The organism is Micromonospora marincola (genome assembly GCF_056150385.1).
Map to the genome: position 1 here is coordinate 194639 of NZ_JAXCFT010000006.1, position 15617 is coordinate 210255.

Genomic DNA, 15617 nt, shown 5'->3' on the forward strand with positions numbered 1-15617 from the left:
GATCGCGTGCCGACGCGGAGAGTGAAGATCCCAGCCACGAAATACCCGGTCGAACGGTTCGACCTCGACAACGGCCTCCGGGTGGTGCTCACCCCGGACCGCAGCGCCCCGGTGATCGGGGTGGCGGTGGTCTACGACGTCGGCATCCGCTCCGAGCCGCAGGGCCGCACCGGCTTCGCGCACCTCTTCGAGCACCTGATGTTCCAGGGCTCGGAGAACCTGGAGAAGCTTGCCCACTTCCGGCACGTGCAGGGCGCCGGCGGCACCTTCAACGGCTCCACCCACCTGGACTACACCGACTACTTCGAGACGCTGCCGAGCAACGCCCTGGAACGGGCGCTCTTCCTCGAAGCCGACCGGATGCGCGGCCCCCGGCTGACCGAGGAGAACCTCCGCAACCAGGTCGACGTGGTCAAGGAGGAGATCCGGGTCAACGTGCTCAACCGGCCGTACGGCGGGTTCCCCTGGCTGACGCTGCCCCCGGTGATGTTCGACACCTTCCCCAACGCGCACGACGGCTACGGCTCCTTCGACGACCTGGAGTCGGCGACGGTGGCCGACGCCGCCGACTTCTTCCGCCGCTACTACGCCAGCGGCAACGCGGTGCTCGCGGTCAGCGGCGACATCGACGTGGCCGAGGCGACCACACTGATCCAACGGCACTTCGGCGACGTGCCGGCCCGCCCCGCCCCGGAGCGGCCCGACTTCACCGAACCCGACCTGACCACCGAGCGGCGCAGCACGTACACCGACGCGCTGGCCCCGCTCCCGGCCGTGGCGAGCGCCTGGCGGGTGCCCGACCCGGTCACCGACTTCGCCGGCTACCTGCCCTACGTCGTGCTGGCCGAGGTGCTCACCGACGGCGACGCGTCCCGGCTGGTCGAGCGGCTGGTGCAGCGGGACCGCTCGGTCACCAGCCTGGGCGGCTACCTCGGCTTCATGGGCGACCCGTTCGACGTACGCGACCCCACCGCGCTGCTGCTCCAGGCCCACCTGCCGCCCGGCGGCGACGTGGACAAGGTGCTGCGCACCGTCGACGAGGAGCTGGACCGGCTGGCCACCGGCGGGCTGGACGAGGGCGAGCTGGCCCGTACCCAGGCGCGGATGGCCACCCACCTGCTGCGCGACACCGACGCGGTGCTGGGCCGGGCACTGCGGATGGCCGTGCTGGAACAGCAGCGCGGCGAGCCGGAACTGCTCAACGAACTGCCCCGGCTGGTCGGCGCCGTGACCGAGGAACAGGTCCGCGCCGCCGCCGCCACGCTGCGGCCCGAGCGCCGCGCGTCAGTCGAGGTCGTGGCCGGAGGTGCCCGATGACCGCCACCGCCACCGTCCGACCGCTGCCGGCGCTCGGCCCGAACAAGCGGCTGACCGTGCCGAAGCAGGCCGAGCGCACGCTCGGCAACGGCCTCACCGTGATCGCGGTACGCCGCCCCGCCGTACCCCTTGTCGAACTGCGGCTCTGGATGCCGTTCGGCCGGACCCACCTGGCCCGGGGGGCGATGCTGGCGCAGACCATGCTGGCCGGCACCGAGGCGCACACCGCCACCGAGATCGCCGCCGAGTTGCAGAAGGTCGGCGGCGGGCTCTCCGCCGGCCTCGACCCGGACCGGCTGATGCTCTCCGGCGCGGGCCTGGTCACCGGGCTGGACCGGATGCTTGAGCTGCTCGCCGAGGTGCTCACCGGCGCCAGCTACCCGGGCGACTGGGTGGCGACCGAGCGGGACCGCCTCGTCGACCGGATCCAGGTCGCCCAGAGCCAGCCCTCCCACCTGGCCCGGACCGCCCTGCTCAAGCGGGTCTACGGCCGCCACCCGTACGCGGTGCAGACCCCCGAGGCCGACCAGGTGCGGGCGGTCCGCCCGGCCGCGCTGCGCCGGTTGCACGCCGAGCGGGTGCACCCGGCCGGCGCGGTGCTGGTGCTCGTCGGCGACGTCCGCCCGGAGCAGGCGCTCGACACGGCCGAGGCGGCGCTCGCCGGCTGGCGGGGCGACGGTCACACCGCCGAGCTGCCGCCCGCGCCGCCGCTGGAGCCCGGGCCGCTGCTGCTCGTCGACCGGCCCGGGTCGGTGCAGTCCTCGCTGCGTCTCGCGCTGCCCGCGGTGCCCCGCACCCACCCCGACCACGCCGCGTTGCAGCTCGCGAACCTGATCTTCGGTGGCTACTTCTCCTCCCGCTGGGTGGAGAACATCCGCGAGGACAAGGGCTACACGTACGGGCCGCACTCGCTCGTCGAGCACTCGGTGGCCGGTTCGGTGCTTGTCGCCGGCGCCGAGGTGGCCACCGAGGTGACCGCGCCGGCGCTGCTGGAGACCACCTACGAGCTGGGCCGGCTGGCCACCGTCCCGGTGAAGCCGGAGGAACTGGAGCAGGCCCGCCGGTACGCGCTCGGCACGCTCCAGCTCGGCATGTCCACCCAGGCCGGTCTCGCGTCGCTGACAAGCGCGTACGCCGGCAACGGGCTGCGGTTGGACTTCCTCACCGAGCACGCCGCCCGGCTGGCCGCGGCGACCGTGGACGACGTCGCCGAGGTGGCCGCCCGCTACCTGGCCCCGGCGCGGGCGGTCACCGTGGTGCTCGGCGACGCGGCGCGGGTGGCCGACTCGCTTGCGGCGCTCACTCCGGTGCGTACGGAAGCCTCCCCATGAGCCTGACCGGCGAGCCGGCGCCGCCGCTGGCCCGGTCCACGCTGGACCGGGCCGCCCACCGGCGTACCGACCCGGCGTGGCTGGCCGAGGCGTGGGAGCAGGCCCGGGTGCTGGTGCTGGACTCCGCGGACCAGGGCCGCGCCCTGGTCCGCGGCGACGCCGCCCCGCCGGAGCTGGTCCTGGTCGGCGCCGGCGAGCTGCCCGAGGTGCCCCGCTCGGTGCCGATGTTCCTCGGTGTCGAACCGGACGGGGTGCCGGTCTTCGCGGTGGACGGGCCGCTGCCGGTGCTGCCGGACACCCGCCGGGCCCACCTGCGGGAGGTCGGCCACCTGATGACCGACCGGGACGCGGGCCTGTTCACCACCGCGCTGGCGCTGCTCAACTGGCACCTACGGCACGGCTACTCGCCGTCCACCGGCCAGCCGACCCAGGTCGACGAGGCCGGCTGGTCCCGGCTCGACCCGGGCGGCAGCCGCACCTGGCCGCGTACCGACCCGGCCATGATCGTGCTGGTGCACGACGGGGTGGACGGTCCGGAGGGCCGCTGCCTGCTGGGGAACAACGCGGCCTGGCCGAGCAACCCCGGCGTCCGCCGTTACTCCTGCCTGGCCGGATACGTCGAGCCGGGCGAGTCGGCCGAGGCCGCCGTGCTGCGCGAGGTCCGCGAGGAGGTCGGCGTCGCGGTCGAGGAGATCGGGTACGTGTCCAGCCAGGCATGGCCGTTCCCCGGCTCGTTGATGCTCGGTTTCCTGGCCCGGGCCGACGCCGACGCGCCGATCGAGGTCGACCCGGCCGAGATCGCGCACGCGCGTTGGTTCTCCCGGCGGGAGATCGGCGCCGCCCTGGCCGGCGAGCCGGTGGCTCTGGACGGTGGGGACCGCCTGCTCCTGCCGCCGCCGTCGTCGATCGCCCTGTTCCTGGTGCACCGCTGGCTCGACGGCCACTGCTGACCAACGTTAAGCGGGGGCCCCGCCTATACCGCAGGCGTTAAGCGGGGGCCCCTCCTTACACGTCAGCGGCCGGTCATCCGCCGTCCCAGCGGTACGGCTGGCCGGGGGCGGGATCCGCGACGGGCAGCACCTTGACCCGGTGCCGGCCGGCGCGTACCGCCCCGACGGCGGACAGCGCCCGGGCGAGCAGGAGGGCGGCATCCCGGTCCTCGGCGTGGACGACCTGGCGGCGGGGTTCCGGCGCGCTTGTCTCGTCCCGCAGTCGGCCTCCGCGCGCCCAGACGGCGGCGATGTCGGCGTCGGCGACGCTTCGGATCTCGGTGCGGACGATCAGGAACCGCATGGTGTCCCCCGGAAGTGGACGGATGCGCGGTGGAACTTCCACGTCACTCCAGGCGTCATCGTACGCCCGCACGTCGTCCCAGCAAGTGAAACGTGCGGGCTCGACCGTTCGGAGGATGCCAGGTCAGAACGGTTGTCGTGGGTGGACAGGCGAGGGGCCGCCGGCATCACGCCGACGGCCCCGGGACACTCGCCGGATCAGTCCAGGTCGAACTGGCCGTTCTTCGTTCCGGCGATGAAGCCGAGCCACCCGGCCCGGTCGAACAGCAGGACCGGCCCGCTCGGGTCCTTGCTGTCGCGCAGCGCCATGGTCGCCGCGCCGGTGCCGAGCGGGGCGATCTCCACGCAGTTCGAGGTCTGACTGCGGGTGCTCTTGCGCCAGGCGGCGCGGGCGAGTTGCCCGGGGGTCGTGCTGTTGCGGATTTCGTTCATGGTGTTCCTGCTCCTGGTGAGGTGCTCCGATGGGACCGAGTGACGCCGGGGGCCGGACGGTGTCCGTGGCGGATCACCGTTCCGTCGTGAGGCGCCCCGAGTCCGGGCGGCGTTGGGTCGGCGCCGTTGCCGGCCCGGACGCCACGGTGGACTCGACTGCCGTGCCGGTCAGCCGTCCCGTCGCTTCGATCAACCAGGAGATGGTGTCCGAAGCGGAGAGTGCCGACGAGCATAGCCACTCGTACACCACTTTATAGCGATTTAGGGTGTTTACCTCGGTCGACATGACGTCACCGAACCCACTTTCGATGGCGAGCGTCTCCGGATCGAGGGGATCGGCGAACCGGTAGACCGAGAAGGCGGTCGGCGGAAGGTACCAGTCGCCCACCCGGGTGTCCCGCAGCAACAGCCGCAACTCCACATTCGGCAACCGCGCCAGCTCACACAGGTGGACGAGTTGCTCGCGCAGCACCTCCGGGGGCCCGGCCCGCCGGCCGAACGCGGTCTCCTCAAGCACGGCGGTGTAGCGGGTCACGTGCTCCAGCAACGACTGGCGGGACTGGCGGGCGCCCACCTCGGTCTCCGGGTCCTCCGGATCCGGGTCGCCGGCCTCCTCGGCCACCTTCGCCGCGGACAGGATCCGGTGCCGCGCGTACCCGGGGGTCTGCAACAGCCCGGGCACCAGCACCGGGCTGTACTCGGAGATCTCCGCGCAACCCGCCTCCAGCTCGGCGAAGGCGCGCTGCTGCTCGGTCATCACCGGGAACTTGCGCATCCACCCCCGCATGTCGCCGGCCTCGTGGGTGATCCCGATCAGCTCGGCGCGCAGCTCGCCGTCGGCGCCGTAGATCGACAGCAGCGCCTCGACGTCCTCCGGGTCGGGTCGACTACGGCCGTTCTCCAACCGCGACAGCTTGGACGCGGAGGCCCAGCCGATCCGCTCGATGACCTGGTCGCCTGTGAGGCCGGCGTGTTCACGGAGCCGACGCAGCTCGTTGCCGAGTCGGCGACGGCGCAGAATCGGGCCTGGTGAGGCAGGAGGCACGGCGTCCTCTTTCCCGTCGACCGCCGCAAGACACGACGGTAACTGTATGGAATTCGCCCCCCACGGCCAGTATGGACGGCGCGACCGGTGTCGGTGGGTCCGGCGAGGGCGTGTCACGTGACAAAAAGAGGACTGTGGAGAGCGCCTTCACCAGCGCCCGCCCCCGACGCGCCCGCGGGCGCAACCCTGCCGGAGGGAACCGATGCGCACCGTCCTGCGCCGCCCCGACTTCCGCCTGCTCTTCACCGCGATGGTGGCGAGCATGGCGGCGGAGTCCATCCTGCTGCTCGCGCCGGCCGTCTGGGTGAAGGACCTGACCGGCTCGGACGGCATGGCCGGGGCGACCTTCTTCGCCGTCCTCGCGCCGATGGCGCTCGCCCCGCTCGTGGGCTGGGTGGTCGACCGCCATCGCCGCAAGCCCTTCTTCGTCGCCGCCAACCTGACCGCCGCCGTGCTGCTCAGCCCGCTGCTCACCGTGCGGGACCGGAACGACGTGTGGGTGATCTACGTGGTCGCGGGTCTCTACGGCCTGTCCTCGATCACGGTGGCCGCAGTGCTCAACGGGCTGATCCGGCAGTTGGTCCCGCCCGACCTGCTCGGCGACGCGAACGGGGCGCTGCAGACCGTCCGGCAGGGGCTGCGGCTGATCGGGCCGCTCGCCGGGGCCGGCATCTACGCCGCCGTCGGTGGCTGGCTGCTGGCGGCGCTGGCCATGGGTGGCTTCCTGGCCGCCGCGGCGGTGATCGGGCTGCTCAGGGTGGACGAGGGCGTGCCGTCGGGGTCCGGGCGCCACCTGACGACCGGGCTGGGCGCCGGGCTGCGCCACCTGGCCCGCGAGGCGGCGCTGCGCCGGGCGCTCGTCGGGTACGGGCTCGGCTCGCTGGTGATGGGCTTCACCGAGTCGCTGATCTTCGCGTACGTCGACCAGGGTCTACGCCGCGACGCCGCGTTCGTCGCCGTGCTGGTCATGGTGCAGGGGATCGGTGGCCTGATCGGTGGTTTGTTCTCGGCCGCCGTGGTCCGCCGCCTGGGCGAACTCGGCACGCTGGCCGCCGGGGTGACGTTCTTCGGCCCGGCCGCGCTGGCGCTGGCGTACCCCCGGCTCTGGCTCGGGGTGGTGGCGCTGCTGCTGGCCGGCGTCTCGCTGCCGCTGACCATGGTGGGGTTGCACACGCTCGTCCAGCGGCGGACGCCGCCGGGCCTCCTGGGCCGGGTGACCGCCGCGTCGAAGGCGCTTGTCAGCGGGCCGCAGGCGGTGTCCATCGGCGTCGGCGCGCTGCTCGTGGGCGTCTTCGACTACCGGCTGCTGTTCGCGCTGGTGGGGATGGTCACCATGGCCGCCGGCCTGTATCTCTGGCGGGGCCGTGGGCTCACCCCGCCGGGCGCCGGCCCGGCCCGCGTCCCGGGCCCCCGCCGGCCGCTCGACGACGAGATGCTCGCCGCCGCCCAGCGGCGCCGCGCGCGCTGAGGCGACGACGAACGGCCGCACCCCGAGGGGTACGGCCGTTCGGCGGGTGCGGTCAGCTCAGCCGGGAAGCGCGGCGAGGTGCTGCTTGACCTGGTTGATCGAGGGGTTGGTCAGGGCGCTGCCGTCAGCGAAGCGCAGCGTCGGCACGGTCTGGTTGCCGCCGTTGACACCCATCACGAACTCGGCGGCCGTGGTGTCCTGCTCGATGTCGACCACCTCGTACGCGATGCCCTCCCGGTCGAGCTGCGACTTCAGCCGGTGGCAGTAGCCGCACCACGGGGTGGAATACATCGTCAACATGGTCAGGTCCTCCAAGGGTGGCTCACGCCCGGCCCGTTCAGGCCAGGCTAACCCCTGCAACATCGGACGGGGCTGGGATGATTCCCTGCTGTGGGGGTTCACTCAGCGGCGGAACGGGTGCTGACCGGGCTGGATCCGGAGCAGCGGTCGGCGGTGACCGCCCCGGCCGGCCCGGTCTGCATCCTGGCCGGCGCCGGCACCGGCAAGACCCGGGCGGTGACCTCGCGGATCGCGTACCGGGCGCTTACCGGCGACATCGCCGCCCGACACGTGCTGGCGGTCACGTTCACCGCCCGTGCCGCGGCCGAGATGCGAAGCCGCCTCTCCGTGCTCGGGGTGCAGAGTGTGCAGGCGCGCACCTTCCACGCGGCGGCGCTGCGGCAGGTCCGCTACTTCGCCCCCCGGCTGCTGGCCGGGCGGGCCATGCCGGAGCTGCTGGACAGCAAGGTGCGGGTGGTCACCCTGGCCGCCGCCAAGGTGGGCCTGCGCACCGACCGGGCCGCCGCCCGGGACCTCGCCGCCGAGATCGAGTGGGCCAAGTCCTCCCTGGTCGAGCCGGACGAATACACGGTGGCCGCGGCGAAGGCGCTGCGCGAGACACCGTACGAGCCGGCCCGGGTGGCCGAGGTGTTCACCGCGTACGAGCGGCTCAAACGCGGCAACGGGGTGATCGACTTCGAGGACATGCTGCGCGCCGCGGTCTGGGGCATCGAGGAGCACCCGGACGTGGCCGAGCAGGTGCGCAACCAGTACCGGCACTTCGTCGTCGACGAGTACCAGGACGTCAACCCGCTCCAGCAGCGGCTGCTCGACGTATGGCTCGGTGGCCGGGACGACCTCACCGTGGTCGGCGACGCCAGTCAGACCATCTACTCGTTCACCGGCGCGACCTCGTCGTACCTGGTCGACTTCCCGCGCCACCACCGCGGCGCGACAGTGGTCCGACTGGTCCGCGACTACCGCTCCACCCCGCAGGTGGTGGGTCTGGCCAACGCGGTGATCTCGGCGGCCCGGGGCGCCGAGGCGCGGCTGCGGCTGGAGCTGCACGGCCAGCGCCGCCCCGGCCCGGAGCCGGAGTTGCGCATCTTCACCGACGAGCCGGCCGAGGCCAACGCCGTCGCCGCCCGCTGCCGGGCGCTCGTGGCCGGCGGCACCCCGGCGCGGGAGATCGCGGTGCTGTTCCGCACGAACGCGCAGTCCGAGGCGTACGAGAAGGCGCTTACCGAGGCCGAGGTGCCCTACGTGCTCCAGGGCGCGGAGCGGTTCTTCGAGCGACCCGAGGTGCGCCAGGCGATGATCGCGCTCCGTGCCGCCACCCGATCCGTCCCCGGGGAGACGCCGCTGCCGGCGGCCGTGGTGGAGGGGCTCGCCGCGGTCGGCTGGGCGCCGGACGCGCCCCCGGCCGGCGGCGCCGCGCGCGAACGCTGGGAGGCGCTCGCCGCGCTGGTCCAGCTCGCCGAGGAGTACGCCGCGACCCCGCCTGTGGTGCCGATCGGGGAGGCCGCCTCGGTCGAGCGGCAGGTGACGCTCGCCGACTTCACCGAGGAGCTGGCCCGGCGGGCCGCCCAGCAGCACGTGCCCACCGTGGAGGGGGTGACGCTCGCGTCGCTGCACTCGGCCAAGGGCCTGGAGTGGGACGCGGTGTTCCTGGTCGGGCTGGCCGAGGGCACGCTGCCCACCACGTACGCGAAGACGCCCGCGCAGGTCGAGGAGGAACGGCGGCTGCTCTACGTCGGGATCACCCGGGCGAGGGAGTGGCTGTGGCTGTCGTACGCGGCGGCCCGCTCGCCCGGCGGTCGGGCCCGGCGGCCGTCCCGCTTCCTGCCCCAACTGGACCGCGCGGGCGGTGGCGAGCGGGCCGGCGGCGCGGGCCCGGCCCGGCGGGCGGAGCGGCGGCGGCGACCGCAGGTGGTGTCCTGCCGGATCTGCGGCGCCACCCTGCTGGCCGGCGCGGACCGCAAACTGGGCCGCTGCCCGACCTGCCCGTCGGACCTGGACGAGGAGCTGTACGAGCGGCTGTTGGGGTGGCGGCAGCGGGTGGCCGGCGCGCAGCGGGTGCCGGCGTACGTGGTCTTCACCGACGCCACGCTCACCGCGCTTGCGGAGCGGAAGCCGGCACGCACCGAGGAACTGGTCGCGATCGCCGGGATCGGGCCCCGGAAAGTGGGGCTTTACGGCGATACGGTGCTGGCTCTGGTGGCCGGCGCGACGGTGGACGACGTCTGCCCACAGAAAACTTCTGAAAACTAGCCGTAAATCGTTTGCCCTCGCCCGAGGGCGAGGAATAGCCTCAGGACACACCTCAGGAGCGGCGCTGTTCTGGCTGCTCACGGGGGATGAGTCCACGGTCGGCACGAGGAAGGTCAGGGAGGTGGCACCAATGGAGATTTACACGTATGAGCGTCCGGCGGCGATGCCAGCTGCCGACGTTCCGCTGTCGTCCGTTCGGGTGGCCCTTGCCGCTCGACCGTCGGCTCCGCAGGTGCACCAGGCCCAGGTTCAGGCCGAGCTGAACCTGACCGTTGCACCGCCGCGTGGAGTCGAGGGGACCAGTGGCTTCACGGGCATGGGCGTCGGCGTCAAGAAGCGCACCGATGTCCGCGGCGTTCCACCTCGAGGTAGACCGGTCTGATCCATCAGACCACCGGCTCACCTCGAGGCCGCGGAACCCGCTCACCGGGATCCGCGGCCTCAGTTTTTTGTGCACCGCCGTAGTGCCGAAGTCGGAAATGCGATCCACGAGATCGAAGTGAGAGAGAGGTGACCGGAGGATGAGTCTCGCGTTGGCCCCACTCGACGTGAGCGTCGAGGTGGAGGCGAACCTGCCCTGCCGGAAGTTCGACCCCGACCTGTGGTTCTCCGACTCGCCCGCCGAGCTCGAGCTGGCCAAGTCGCTCTGCGGGGACTGCCCGCTGCGCGTCGAGTGCCTGGCCGGGGCGGTGGAGCGGGCCGAGCCCTGGGGCGTCTGGGGCGGCGAGATCTTCGAGCGTGGCGCGGTCGTCCCGCGTAAGCGGCCCCGTGGCCGCCCGCGTAAGGAGGACGTCGCCCGTGACGCCCAGCTCCGGGTCGAGGCGGAGGCGCGACTGGCGGCCAGTGGGCTGTCCGAGTCACGCAGCGCCGTCCGACTGGCAGCCTGACACACCTACGTTCCGAAGCCGACCGATGCCGGTGTCCCTCCACCGGCCGAGCAGAGAGAAAAAGCCAATGCTGCACCTGCCGAATGGAACCGAGATGCAACTACTCCACGAAGCGTTGTCCCGGGCTCGAATGCCCCGGCCTCAGGCCGGTCGCACCAACACGAGCACTGAGGCAACCCGTTCCGCCCGTACCGTCGCCATGCGGGGCCGCAGCCAGTCGGCCCGCGACCTGGGCGTTCTCTAGATCGACACCTGAGGAAGGGGCGGTGACCGGATGGTCACCGCCCCTTCGGCGTACCTCTGCCCTCAGGCCACCGGGGCGAAGCCGGGCAGCCAGCGCTCCAGGATCTCCCGGTAGGACGCCTTCGCCTCCAACTGGCAGAGCACCCCGATCGAACCAAGCGTCACCCGGTGGATCATCAGGTAGGACGGCGGCAGGTTGAGCTGGCGGCTGAGCTGGTAGGCGGCGGAGCGGGGGCTGGCCAGCCGGGCCGCCTCGGCGCGCAGCCAGGCCCGGGTGAAACGGAACTCGTCGGCCGCGATCGGTTCCAGCATCGGGCGGAGGAAGTCGAGCACCGCCGGGGCGTCGATCGGCTCGGACTGGCTGACGAAACCCTCGCCACGCAGGCCGTCCACCACCCCGTCGGCGTCCCCGCGCAGCGCGAGCGCGGCGATCCGGCCGATCGGCTCGGGCGTGCCCTCCGGGAGCCGGGCCACCGCGCCGAAGTCGATCACACCGAGCCGGCCGTCCGGCAGCAGCCGGAAATTGCCCGGATGCGGGTCGGCGTGCAGCAGCCCGACCCGCTCCGGCGCGGACAGGTGCAGCTCGGCCATCAACTGCCCGGCCCGGTCGCGCTGCTCCTCGGTGCCCTCCCGGATGATCTGGGAGAGCGGAATGCCCTCGACCCATTCGGTGATCAGCACCCGGGGCGCGGCGTCGAGCACCGCCGGGATGAAAATGTCCGGGTCGTCGGCGTACGCGGCGGCGAAGGCCCGCTGCGACTCGGCCTCCAACTCGTAGTCCAGCTCCTCGGTGATCCGCTCGCGCAGCTCGGCCAGGAGCGGCTTGACGTCCAGGCCCGGCTGGATGGCCCGGAACATGCCGCCCAGCCGGGAGAGCTGCTTGAGGTCGGCGAGCAGGGCGTCACCGGCGCCCGGATATTGGATCTTGACGGCCACGTCCCGGTGCAGCGGGCCGCCGCCCGGCCCGTAGCCCGGGTCGCGCCAGATCGCGCGGTGCACCTGGCCGATGCTGGCCGCGGCGGCCGGGACGTCGTCGAAGGAGACGAACCGGTCCCGCCAGTCCGGCCCGAGCTGCTCGGCGAGCACCTTGTGCACGGTCGCGGCGGGCAGCGGCGGGGCGGCCTCCTGGAGCTTGGTGAGCGCCTGCCGGTAGGGCGCGGCGACCTCCTCGGGCAGCGCCGCCTCGAACACCGACAGGGCCTGGCCGAACTTCATCGCCCCGCCCTTGAGCTGCCCGAGGACGCTGAACAACTGCTCGGCCGTGCGCTGCTGGATCTCGGCGGAAATGACGTCGGACGCGAGCCCGGTGACCCGCTTGCCCATGCCGAGGACGGTTCGACCGGCGAACCCGAGCGGCAGGGCGGCGAGTTTGGCGGTGCGGGACACGGCCCGCCGCGGGATGTCGGTCACCCGACCATTGTTACCGACGCGAGGGGCCCGCTGCTGCCGTGCGGCCGGGAGCGGCCGGGGCCGACCGGATCGGGCGACGCCCGCAGCAGCCGCAGGAGGGATGCGGGGACCACCGGCGGTGCCGGAGGCGCCCGGCGCCGCGGACCTCCACCGCGACGCCGAGCGTCTCCGGTGTGCCGCCGTCGAGCTGGGTCAGCGCCTCGGCCGTCGCGAACGCCGTCGCGGCGAGCCGGGTGGTGGTCGCACAGGCCGGCTCGCCGTGGTCGGCCGCGAGTTGCGCGGCGAGCGCCGGCCAGTCCGGGTCCCGGTCGCCGCGGTGCAGGTCGAGGCAGCGCAGGCAGGGGCCGGCGGGCGGGCGGACCAGCGGCCCGATCACGGGTACGCCGCCACGCACGTCGAGCAGGAGGTGGGGCTGCCGGCGGAGGGCGTGGCCGAGGGCGAGCGCCTCAGCCGGCCGGCTCACACCGAGCTGCACCACCAGGTGGGGCCGGGCCGCCCGGAGCGGGCCGGTGACCGTGCCGGGCGCGCACCGGCCCAGCGTCTCGCGTACCGCCGGGGCCAGTGGCCGGCCCAGCTCCGCGCCGGGCAGGCCGGTCCCGACCAGGTCGCCGGCGCGGACCGGGCCGGACAGGTCGGGTACGACGTGCCCGACCCCGGCCTGGGCCAGCGCGACGGCGACCGCGGCACCGAGCCGGCCCGAGCCGGTGAGCAGCACCCGGGCGGCCCGGCGACGGCGTAGCAGCCGGGCCGGCGTGCCGGGCAGGTCGGGTGCGGCCAGGGCCAGGGCGTCCGCCTCCGCGGCCAGCCGGGCCCGGGGCGGCCCGGCGAGGTCGCGGGGGAGCAGCGTGTGCCCCGGTACGACCAGACCGGCGGCCCGGAGCGCGTCGAGCAGGGCTCGGGCCTCGTCCGGTGGCACCCGGGCGGCGGTGGCAGCGGCCAGCACGGCGCGCTCGCTGCGGGTGCCGTCGAGCAGGTCGAGCAGGTGGGTGGCGCCCGGCGTGGAAACCTCGACCAGCACCGCCGGGCCGGGTTCCAGGCCGAGCTGAAGGGTGTGCCGGTCACGCCAGAGGCGGGTCAGGCCGGGCAGGAGCGTGGGGCGGGGGAGCGGGGTGGGAGGGGTCACGCCACGAATGGTGACCGTGTCCGAGCGCTCCGTCATTCGTTGTCCACAGGCGCGGCGCGCCTTGGCCAGCGTTGTCCACAGGATTTCGCGGGTTTTCCACAACCCGTCGGTAACCGTGTCGGATGTGCGACCGGGGGAGGGTGGCCGAGGCCACTCCTCCCCCGGTCGAACCCGGACGGGTCAGACCTTGGCCTTACCCAGGATGCGGTTCACTGTTGTGCCGCACACCGGGCACTTGCCCTTGGCCATGTTCATGCCGGTCTTCGAAACCTCCACGTGCCCCTCGAAGTCCCGCTTCTCCTTGCACTTGACGCAGTAACCGTTGTAGGTCTGGGCCTGGTCGGCCACGGTAGCCTCCTCGTCTCGTCCGCCGGAGGTGTCCCCGGCGGGTCTCCCTGCGGCGGGCCACGAGCGGCACCGGCGCCGGGGGGTTCTCCGCGATCAGTCTCCTGACCGCTGGTTGGCGGACCCTACCCAGGTCTGGGGGGTTCCATGTCAGCTGCACGCCGACTCTGTGAGCAAGTCGACGACGAGAGTGTGCATGCCGAGTAACGTCTGATAAGCCAGTTTCGCGGGGACACGCCGGGTAAATGCGCTCAGATCCCCTTCGCGCGGCCCCTCCGCGAGCGGCCCGTCGTAGATCACTTAACGTGAGGGGCGGCGGACAGGTGATGGTCAACTACCGTCGCAAAGAAATTTTTCGGGACTCTTAGTCGCCAACTATCATTTTTCGGGCGCGTGTCGTCGTGTTGACTCTTGCGGAGCCCTGGTCAGTACGCATTACCTTTCCCTCGTGACAGTCAACCGAGGCTGCGCGAGCCGGTAATGGCCGGGACGCGGAAGCCCGTCGTCGAGGTGCGGCGCAGCCAGCGCCGGCGACGCACGGTGTCCGCGTACCGGGACGGGGAACGTGTCGTCGTCCTCATCCCCGACCAGTTCTCCCGGGCCGAGGAGAGCGAGTGGGTCGACCGGATGCTTGCCCGGCTGGCCGCCCGCGAGGGCCGGTTCGCCCGCTCGGACGCCGAGCTGCTGGCCCGGGCGGCCCGGCTGATCGGGCTCTACCTGTCGGAACACGGGTCGACCGCCGAGCCGGCGAGCGTCCGCTGGGTGACCAACCAGAACGGCCGCTGGGGCTCCTGCACCCCGGCCGACCGCACCATCCGGATCTCCCACCGGATCCAGGACATGCCCGACTGGGTGATCGACTACGTCCTCCTCCACGAGCTGGCGCACCTGATCGTTCCCAGCCACAACGCGCGGTTCTGGGCCCTGGTCGCCCGCTACCCCCGGGCCGAGCGGGCGCGCGGCTACCTGGAGGGCGTGGCCGCCACCGCCGGCATCCCCTGAGACCCACCCCCACCCCCACCCCCACCCCCACCGCACCCCCACCCCCACCCTCCTCACCCCCTCCATGCGCCCGTGCTGGTCACCTGCCGCGTCGATCATGAAGTTGGCGGCGTGGTCCGCCCGATTTGTCGCGGCCAACTTCATGATCGACGCGGGTGGGGTCGTGTGGGTGGGGGTCGTGTGGGTGGGGTCGTGTGGGTGGGTCGTGTGGGTGGGTCGGTGGGGAGAAGGGGCTAGGGTCGGCGGATGGTTCGACGTGTGGTGGTGGCGTTGCTCGGACCGGTGGGCTGGGCGCCGCCGGGGATCGAGCCGGCGCGGTGGCGGACCGCCCTCGCCGAGGACGTGGTGGACCTGCTGGCCACGCTGAACGAGGTGGAGACCGCGGTGGCGGTCACCCCGGCGGACCGCTGGCTGGCCGACGCGGTGGTGTGGCCGGGCACCGCCGTGTACGAGGTGCCCGAGCCCACCCCGAACGCCGTCTTCGCGACGCTCACCGCCTACGACCAGGCGGCCGTGGTCGCCGCCGACGCACCGGACGTGCCCGGACTGACGCTCGGCAAGCTGCTCCGGCCGCTGTCCAGCCGACCGGTGGCGGTCGCCCCGGTGGAGGGGAGCGGGCCGGGCCTGCTCGGGGTGGCCGCGCGGCTGCCCCTGCCGGCGTGGGTTCCGGTGCTGGATCTCGATACGGCCGCGCCCGCCGAGGTGCGCGCCGCGGCGCCCCGGCCGGGGGACGTGGCGGTCACCACCGGTTGGCGCCGACTACGCGGCCCGGCCGACCTCGGTGCCCTCGACCCGGCCTTCGAGGGCTGGGACGCGACCCGGGCGCTGCTCTCCGGCCGCCCGGCCTGACCGCTCGCCCGGCCTGACCGCTCGCCCGGCCTGACCGCACTCCGGGGCTGCCCGCCACTTGCCTGTCGAGGCTGCCCACCGATCCCCCGGTCTGCCCGGTCTGCCCACCCCCGCTGGGAGATCTCGGCCGGTGGGCGTCGATCTTGGACTTGTGGTGCCAGGGTATGTCGGATCCATGCCGGTATCGGAGGTGCCACAAGTCCAAGATCGGCGGGGCGTCAGGCGGGCGGCGACCAGCTCCGCGCCGGCCGCTGGGTCGAGCAAGCTCGACCGCAGGCACGTCCACGCCCGGCCGGCTCACCAGCAGCCGCAGGTCGTACCGG

At 73.2% G+C, this 15617-nt stretch carries 16 protein-coding genes; 9 read left to right on the forward strand and 7 right to left on the reverse strand.

The annotated features are described in order from the left end of the window. Nucleotides 1-6: 6 nt before the first annotated feature. From SM450_RS16650 to nudC, 3 genes are read left to right on the forward strand one after another with little or no spacing between them, the layout of a single operon-like run. Nucleotides 7-1317: a M16 family metallopeptidase gene (locus SM450_RS16650; RefSeq protein ID WP_474620630.1), complete on the forward strand. Its 1311-nt coding sequence runs from the start codon at nt 7-9 to the stop codon at nt 1315-1317. Then, entirely contained in the window at nt 1314-2648 is a 1335-nt protein-coding gene (locus SM450_RS16655) for a M16 family metallopeptidase (protein ID WP_474620631.1), read from the forward strand. The genes SM450_RS16650 and SM450_RS16655 overlap by 4 nt, the downstream gene beginning before the upstream one ends. Further along, nucleotides 2645-3598: an NAD(+) diphosphatase gene (gene nudC, locus SM450_RS16660; RefSeq protein WP_474620632.1), complete on the forward strand. Its 954-nt coding sequence runs from the start codon at nt 2645-2647 to the stop codon at nt 3596-3598. The genes SM450_RS16655 and nudC overlap by 4 nt, the downstream gene beginning before the upstream one ends. Nucleotides 3599-3671: 73 nt before the next feature. Here nudC and SM450_RS16665 read toward each other — a convergent pair whose 3' ends face one another. From SM450_RS16665 to SM450_RS16675, 3 genes are all read right to left on the reverse strand, one after another. Continuing rightward, entirely contained in the window at nt 3672-3941 is a 270-nt protein-coding gene (locus tag SM450_RS16665; protein WP_474620633.1) for a hypothetical protein, read from the reverse strand. Nucleotides 3942-4138: 197 nt separating this feature from the next. Continuing rightward, a complete protein-coding gene (locus tag SM450_RS16670) occupies nt 4139-4372 on the reverse strand; it encodes a DUF397 domain-containing protein (RefSeq protein ID WP_474620634.1) in 234 nt (77 codons plus the stop codon). 73 nt (nt 4373-4445) lie between these two features. Continuing rightward, a complete protein-coding gene (locus SM450_RS16675) occupies nt 4446-5417 on the reverse strand; it encodes a helix-turn-helix domain-containing protein (protein ID WP_474620635.1) in 972 nt (323 codons plus the stop codon). 202 nt (nt 5418-5619) lie between these two features. On the opposite strand from SM450_RS16675, the gene SM450_RS16680 reads away from it, so the two are divergent. After that, nucleotides 5620-6885, forward strand: a complete 1266-nt coding sequence (locus SM450_RS16680) for an MFS transporter (RefSeq protein WP_474620636.1) — start codon at nt 5620-5622, stop codon at nt 6883-6885. 57 nt (nt 6886-6942) lie between these two features. On the opposite strand, the gene SM450_RS16685 is transcribed toward SM450_RS16680, so the two are convergent. Further along, on the reverse strand, nt 6943-7185 hold the full coding sequence (locus tag SM450_RS16685) for a mycoredoxin (RefSeq protein WP_474620637.1): 243 nt from the start codon (nt 7183-7185) through the stop codon (nt 6943-6945). Between the two features lie 90 nt (nt 7186-7275). Between SM450_RS16685 and SM450_RS16690 the strand changes: the two genes are divergently transcribed. The 3 genes from SM450_RS16690 to SM450_RS16700 all read left to right on the forward strand — a co-directional run bounded on the left by SM450_RS16690 (nt 7276) and on the right by SM450_RS16700 (nt 10322). After that, complete coding sequence (locus tag SM450_RS16690) at nt 7276-9435, forward strand: ATP-dependent DNA helicase UvrD2 (RefSeq protein ID WP_474620638.1); 2160 nt, start codon at nt 7276-7278, stop codon at nt 9433-9435. Between the two features lie 130 nt (nt 9436-9565). Further along, nucleotides 9566-9817 (forward strand): hypothetical protein, encoded by a 252-nt coding sequence (locus SM450_RS16695; protein ID WP_474620639.1) that lies wholly within the window; start codon nt 9566-9568, stop codon nt 9815-9817. A 139-nt stretch (nt 9818-9956) separates the two neighbouring features. Continuing rightward, entirely contained in the window at nt 9957-10322 is a 366-nt protein-coding gene (locus SM450_RS16700) for a WhiB family transcriptional regulator (protein WP_474620640.1), read from the forward strand. 306 nt (nt 10323-10628) lie between these two features. Here SM450_RS16700 and SM450_RS16705 read toward each other — a convergent pair whose 3' ends face one another. The 3 genes from SM450_RS16705 to SM450_RS16715 all read right to left on the reverse strand — a co-directional run bounded on the left by SM450_RS16705 (nt 10629) and on the right by SM450_RS16715 (nt 13446). Then, complete coding sequence (locus SM450_RS16705; RefSeq protein WP_474620641.1) at nt 10629-11975, reverse strand: ABC1 kinase family protein; 1347 nt, start codon at nt 11973-11975, stop codon at nt 10629-10631. A 10-nt stretch (nt 11976-11985) separates the two neighbouring features. Then, nucleotides 11986-13098 carry a TOMM precursor leader peptide-binding protein gene (locus SM450_RS16710; RefSeq protein WP_474620642.1) on the reverse strand — a complete coding sequence of 371 codons (1113 nt, stop codon included), beginning with the start codon at nt 13096-13098 and terminating at the stop codon, nt 11986-11988. A 180-nt stretch (nt 13099-13278) separates the two neighbouring features. Next, entirely contained in the window at nt 13279-13446 is a 168-nt protein-coding gene (locus SM450_RS16715) for a DUF5679 domain-containing protein (protein ID WP_007464795.1), read from the reverse strand. 477 nt (nt 13447-13923) lie between these two features. Between SM450_RS16715 and SM450_RS16720 the strand changes: the two genes are divergently transcribed. Together SM450_RS16720 and SM450_RS16725 are read left to right on the forward strand one after the other, a co-directional pair. Beyond that, nucleotides 13924-14445, forward strand: a complete 522-nt coding sequence (locus SM450_RS16720; protein ID WP_474620643.1) for a M48 metallopeptidase family protein — start codon at nt 13924-13926, stop codon at nt 14443-14445. Between the two features lie 246 nt (nt 14446-14691). Then, the gene (locus SM450_RS16725) at nt 14692-15294 is read left to right on the forward strand and encodes a hypothetical protein (protein WP_474620644.1); all 603 of its coding nucleotides are present in this window, start codon (nt 14692-14694) and stop codon (nt 15292-15294) included. The last annotated feature ends 323 nt before the right edge of the window (nt 15295-15617 follow it).

Coding starts and splice junctions, on each gene's coding strand:
- SM450_RS16655 (WP_474620631.1), top strand. CDS start 1,314: ATGACCGCCACCGCCACCGTCCGACCGCTGCCGGCGCTCGGCCCGAAC.
- nudC (WP_474620632.1), top strand. CDS start 2,645: ATGAGCCTGACCGGCGAGCCGGCGCCGCCGCTGGCCCGGTCCACGCTG.
- SM450_RS16665 (WP_474620633.1), bottom strand. CDS start 3,941: ATGCGGTTCCTGATCGTCCGCACCGAGATCCGAAGCGTCGCCGACGCC.
- SM450_RS16670 (WP_474620634.1), bottom strand. CDS start 4,372: ATGAACGAAATCCGCAACAGCACGACCCCCGGGCAACTCGCCCGCGCC.
- SM450_RS16680 (WP_474620636.1), top strand. CDS start 5,620: ATGCGCACCGTCCTGCGCCGCCCCGACTTCCGCCTGCTCTTCACCGCG.
- SM450_RS16685 (WP_474620637.1), bottom strand. CDS start 7,185: ATGTTGACGATGTATTCCACCCCGTGGTGCGGCTACTGCCACCGGCTG.
- SM450_RS16695 (WP_474620639.1), top strand. CDS start 9,566: ATGGAGATTTACACGTATGAGCGTCCGGCGGCGATGCCAGCTGCCGAC.
- SM450_RS16700 (WP_474620640.1), top strand. CDS start 9,957: ATGAGTCTCGCGTTGGCCCCACTCGACGTGAGCGTCGAGGTGGAGGCG.
- SM450_RS16720 (WP_474620643.1), top strand. CDS start 13,924: ATGGCCGGGACGCGGAAGCCCGTCGTCGAGGTGCGGCGCAGCCAGCGC.
- SM450_RS16725 (WP_474620644.1), top strand. CDS start 14,692: ATGGTTCGACGTGTGGTGGTGGCGTTGCTCGGACCGGTGGGCTGGGCG.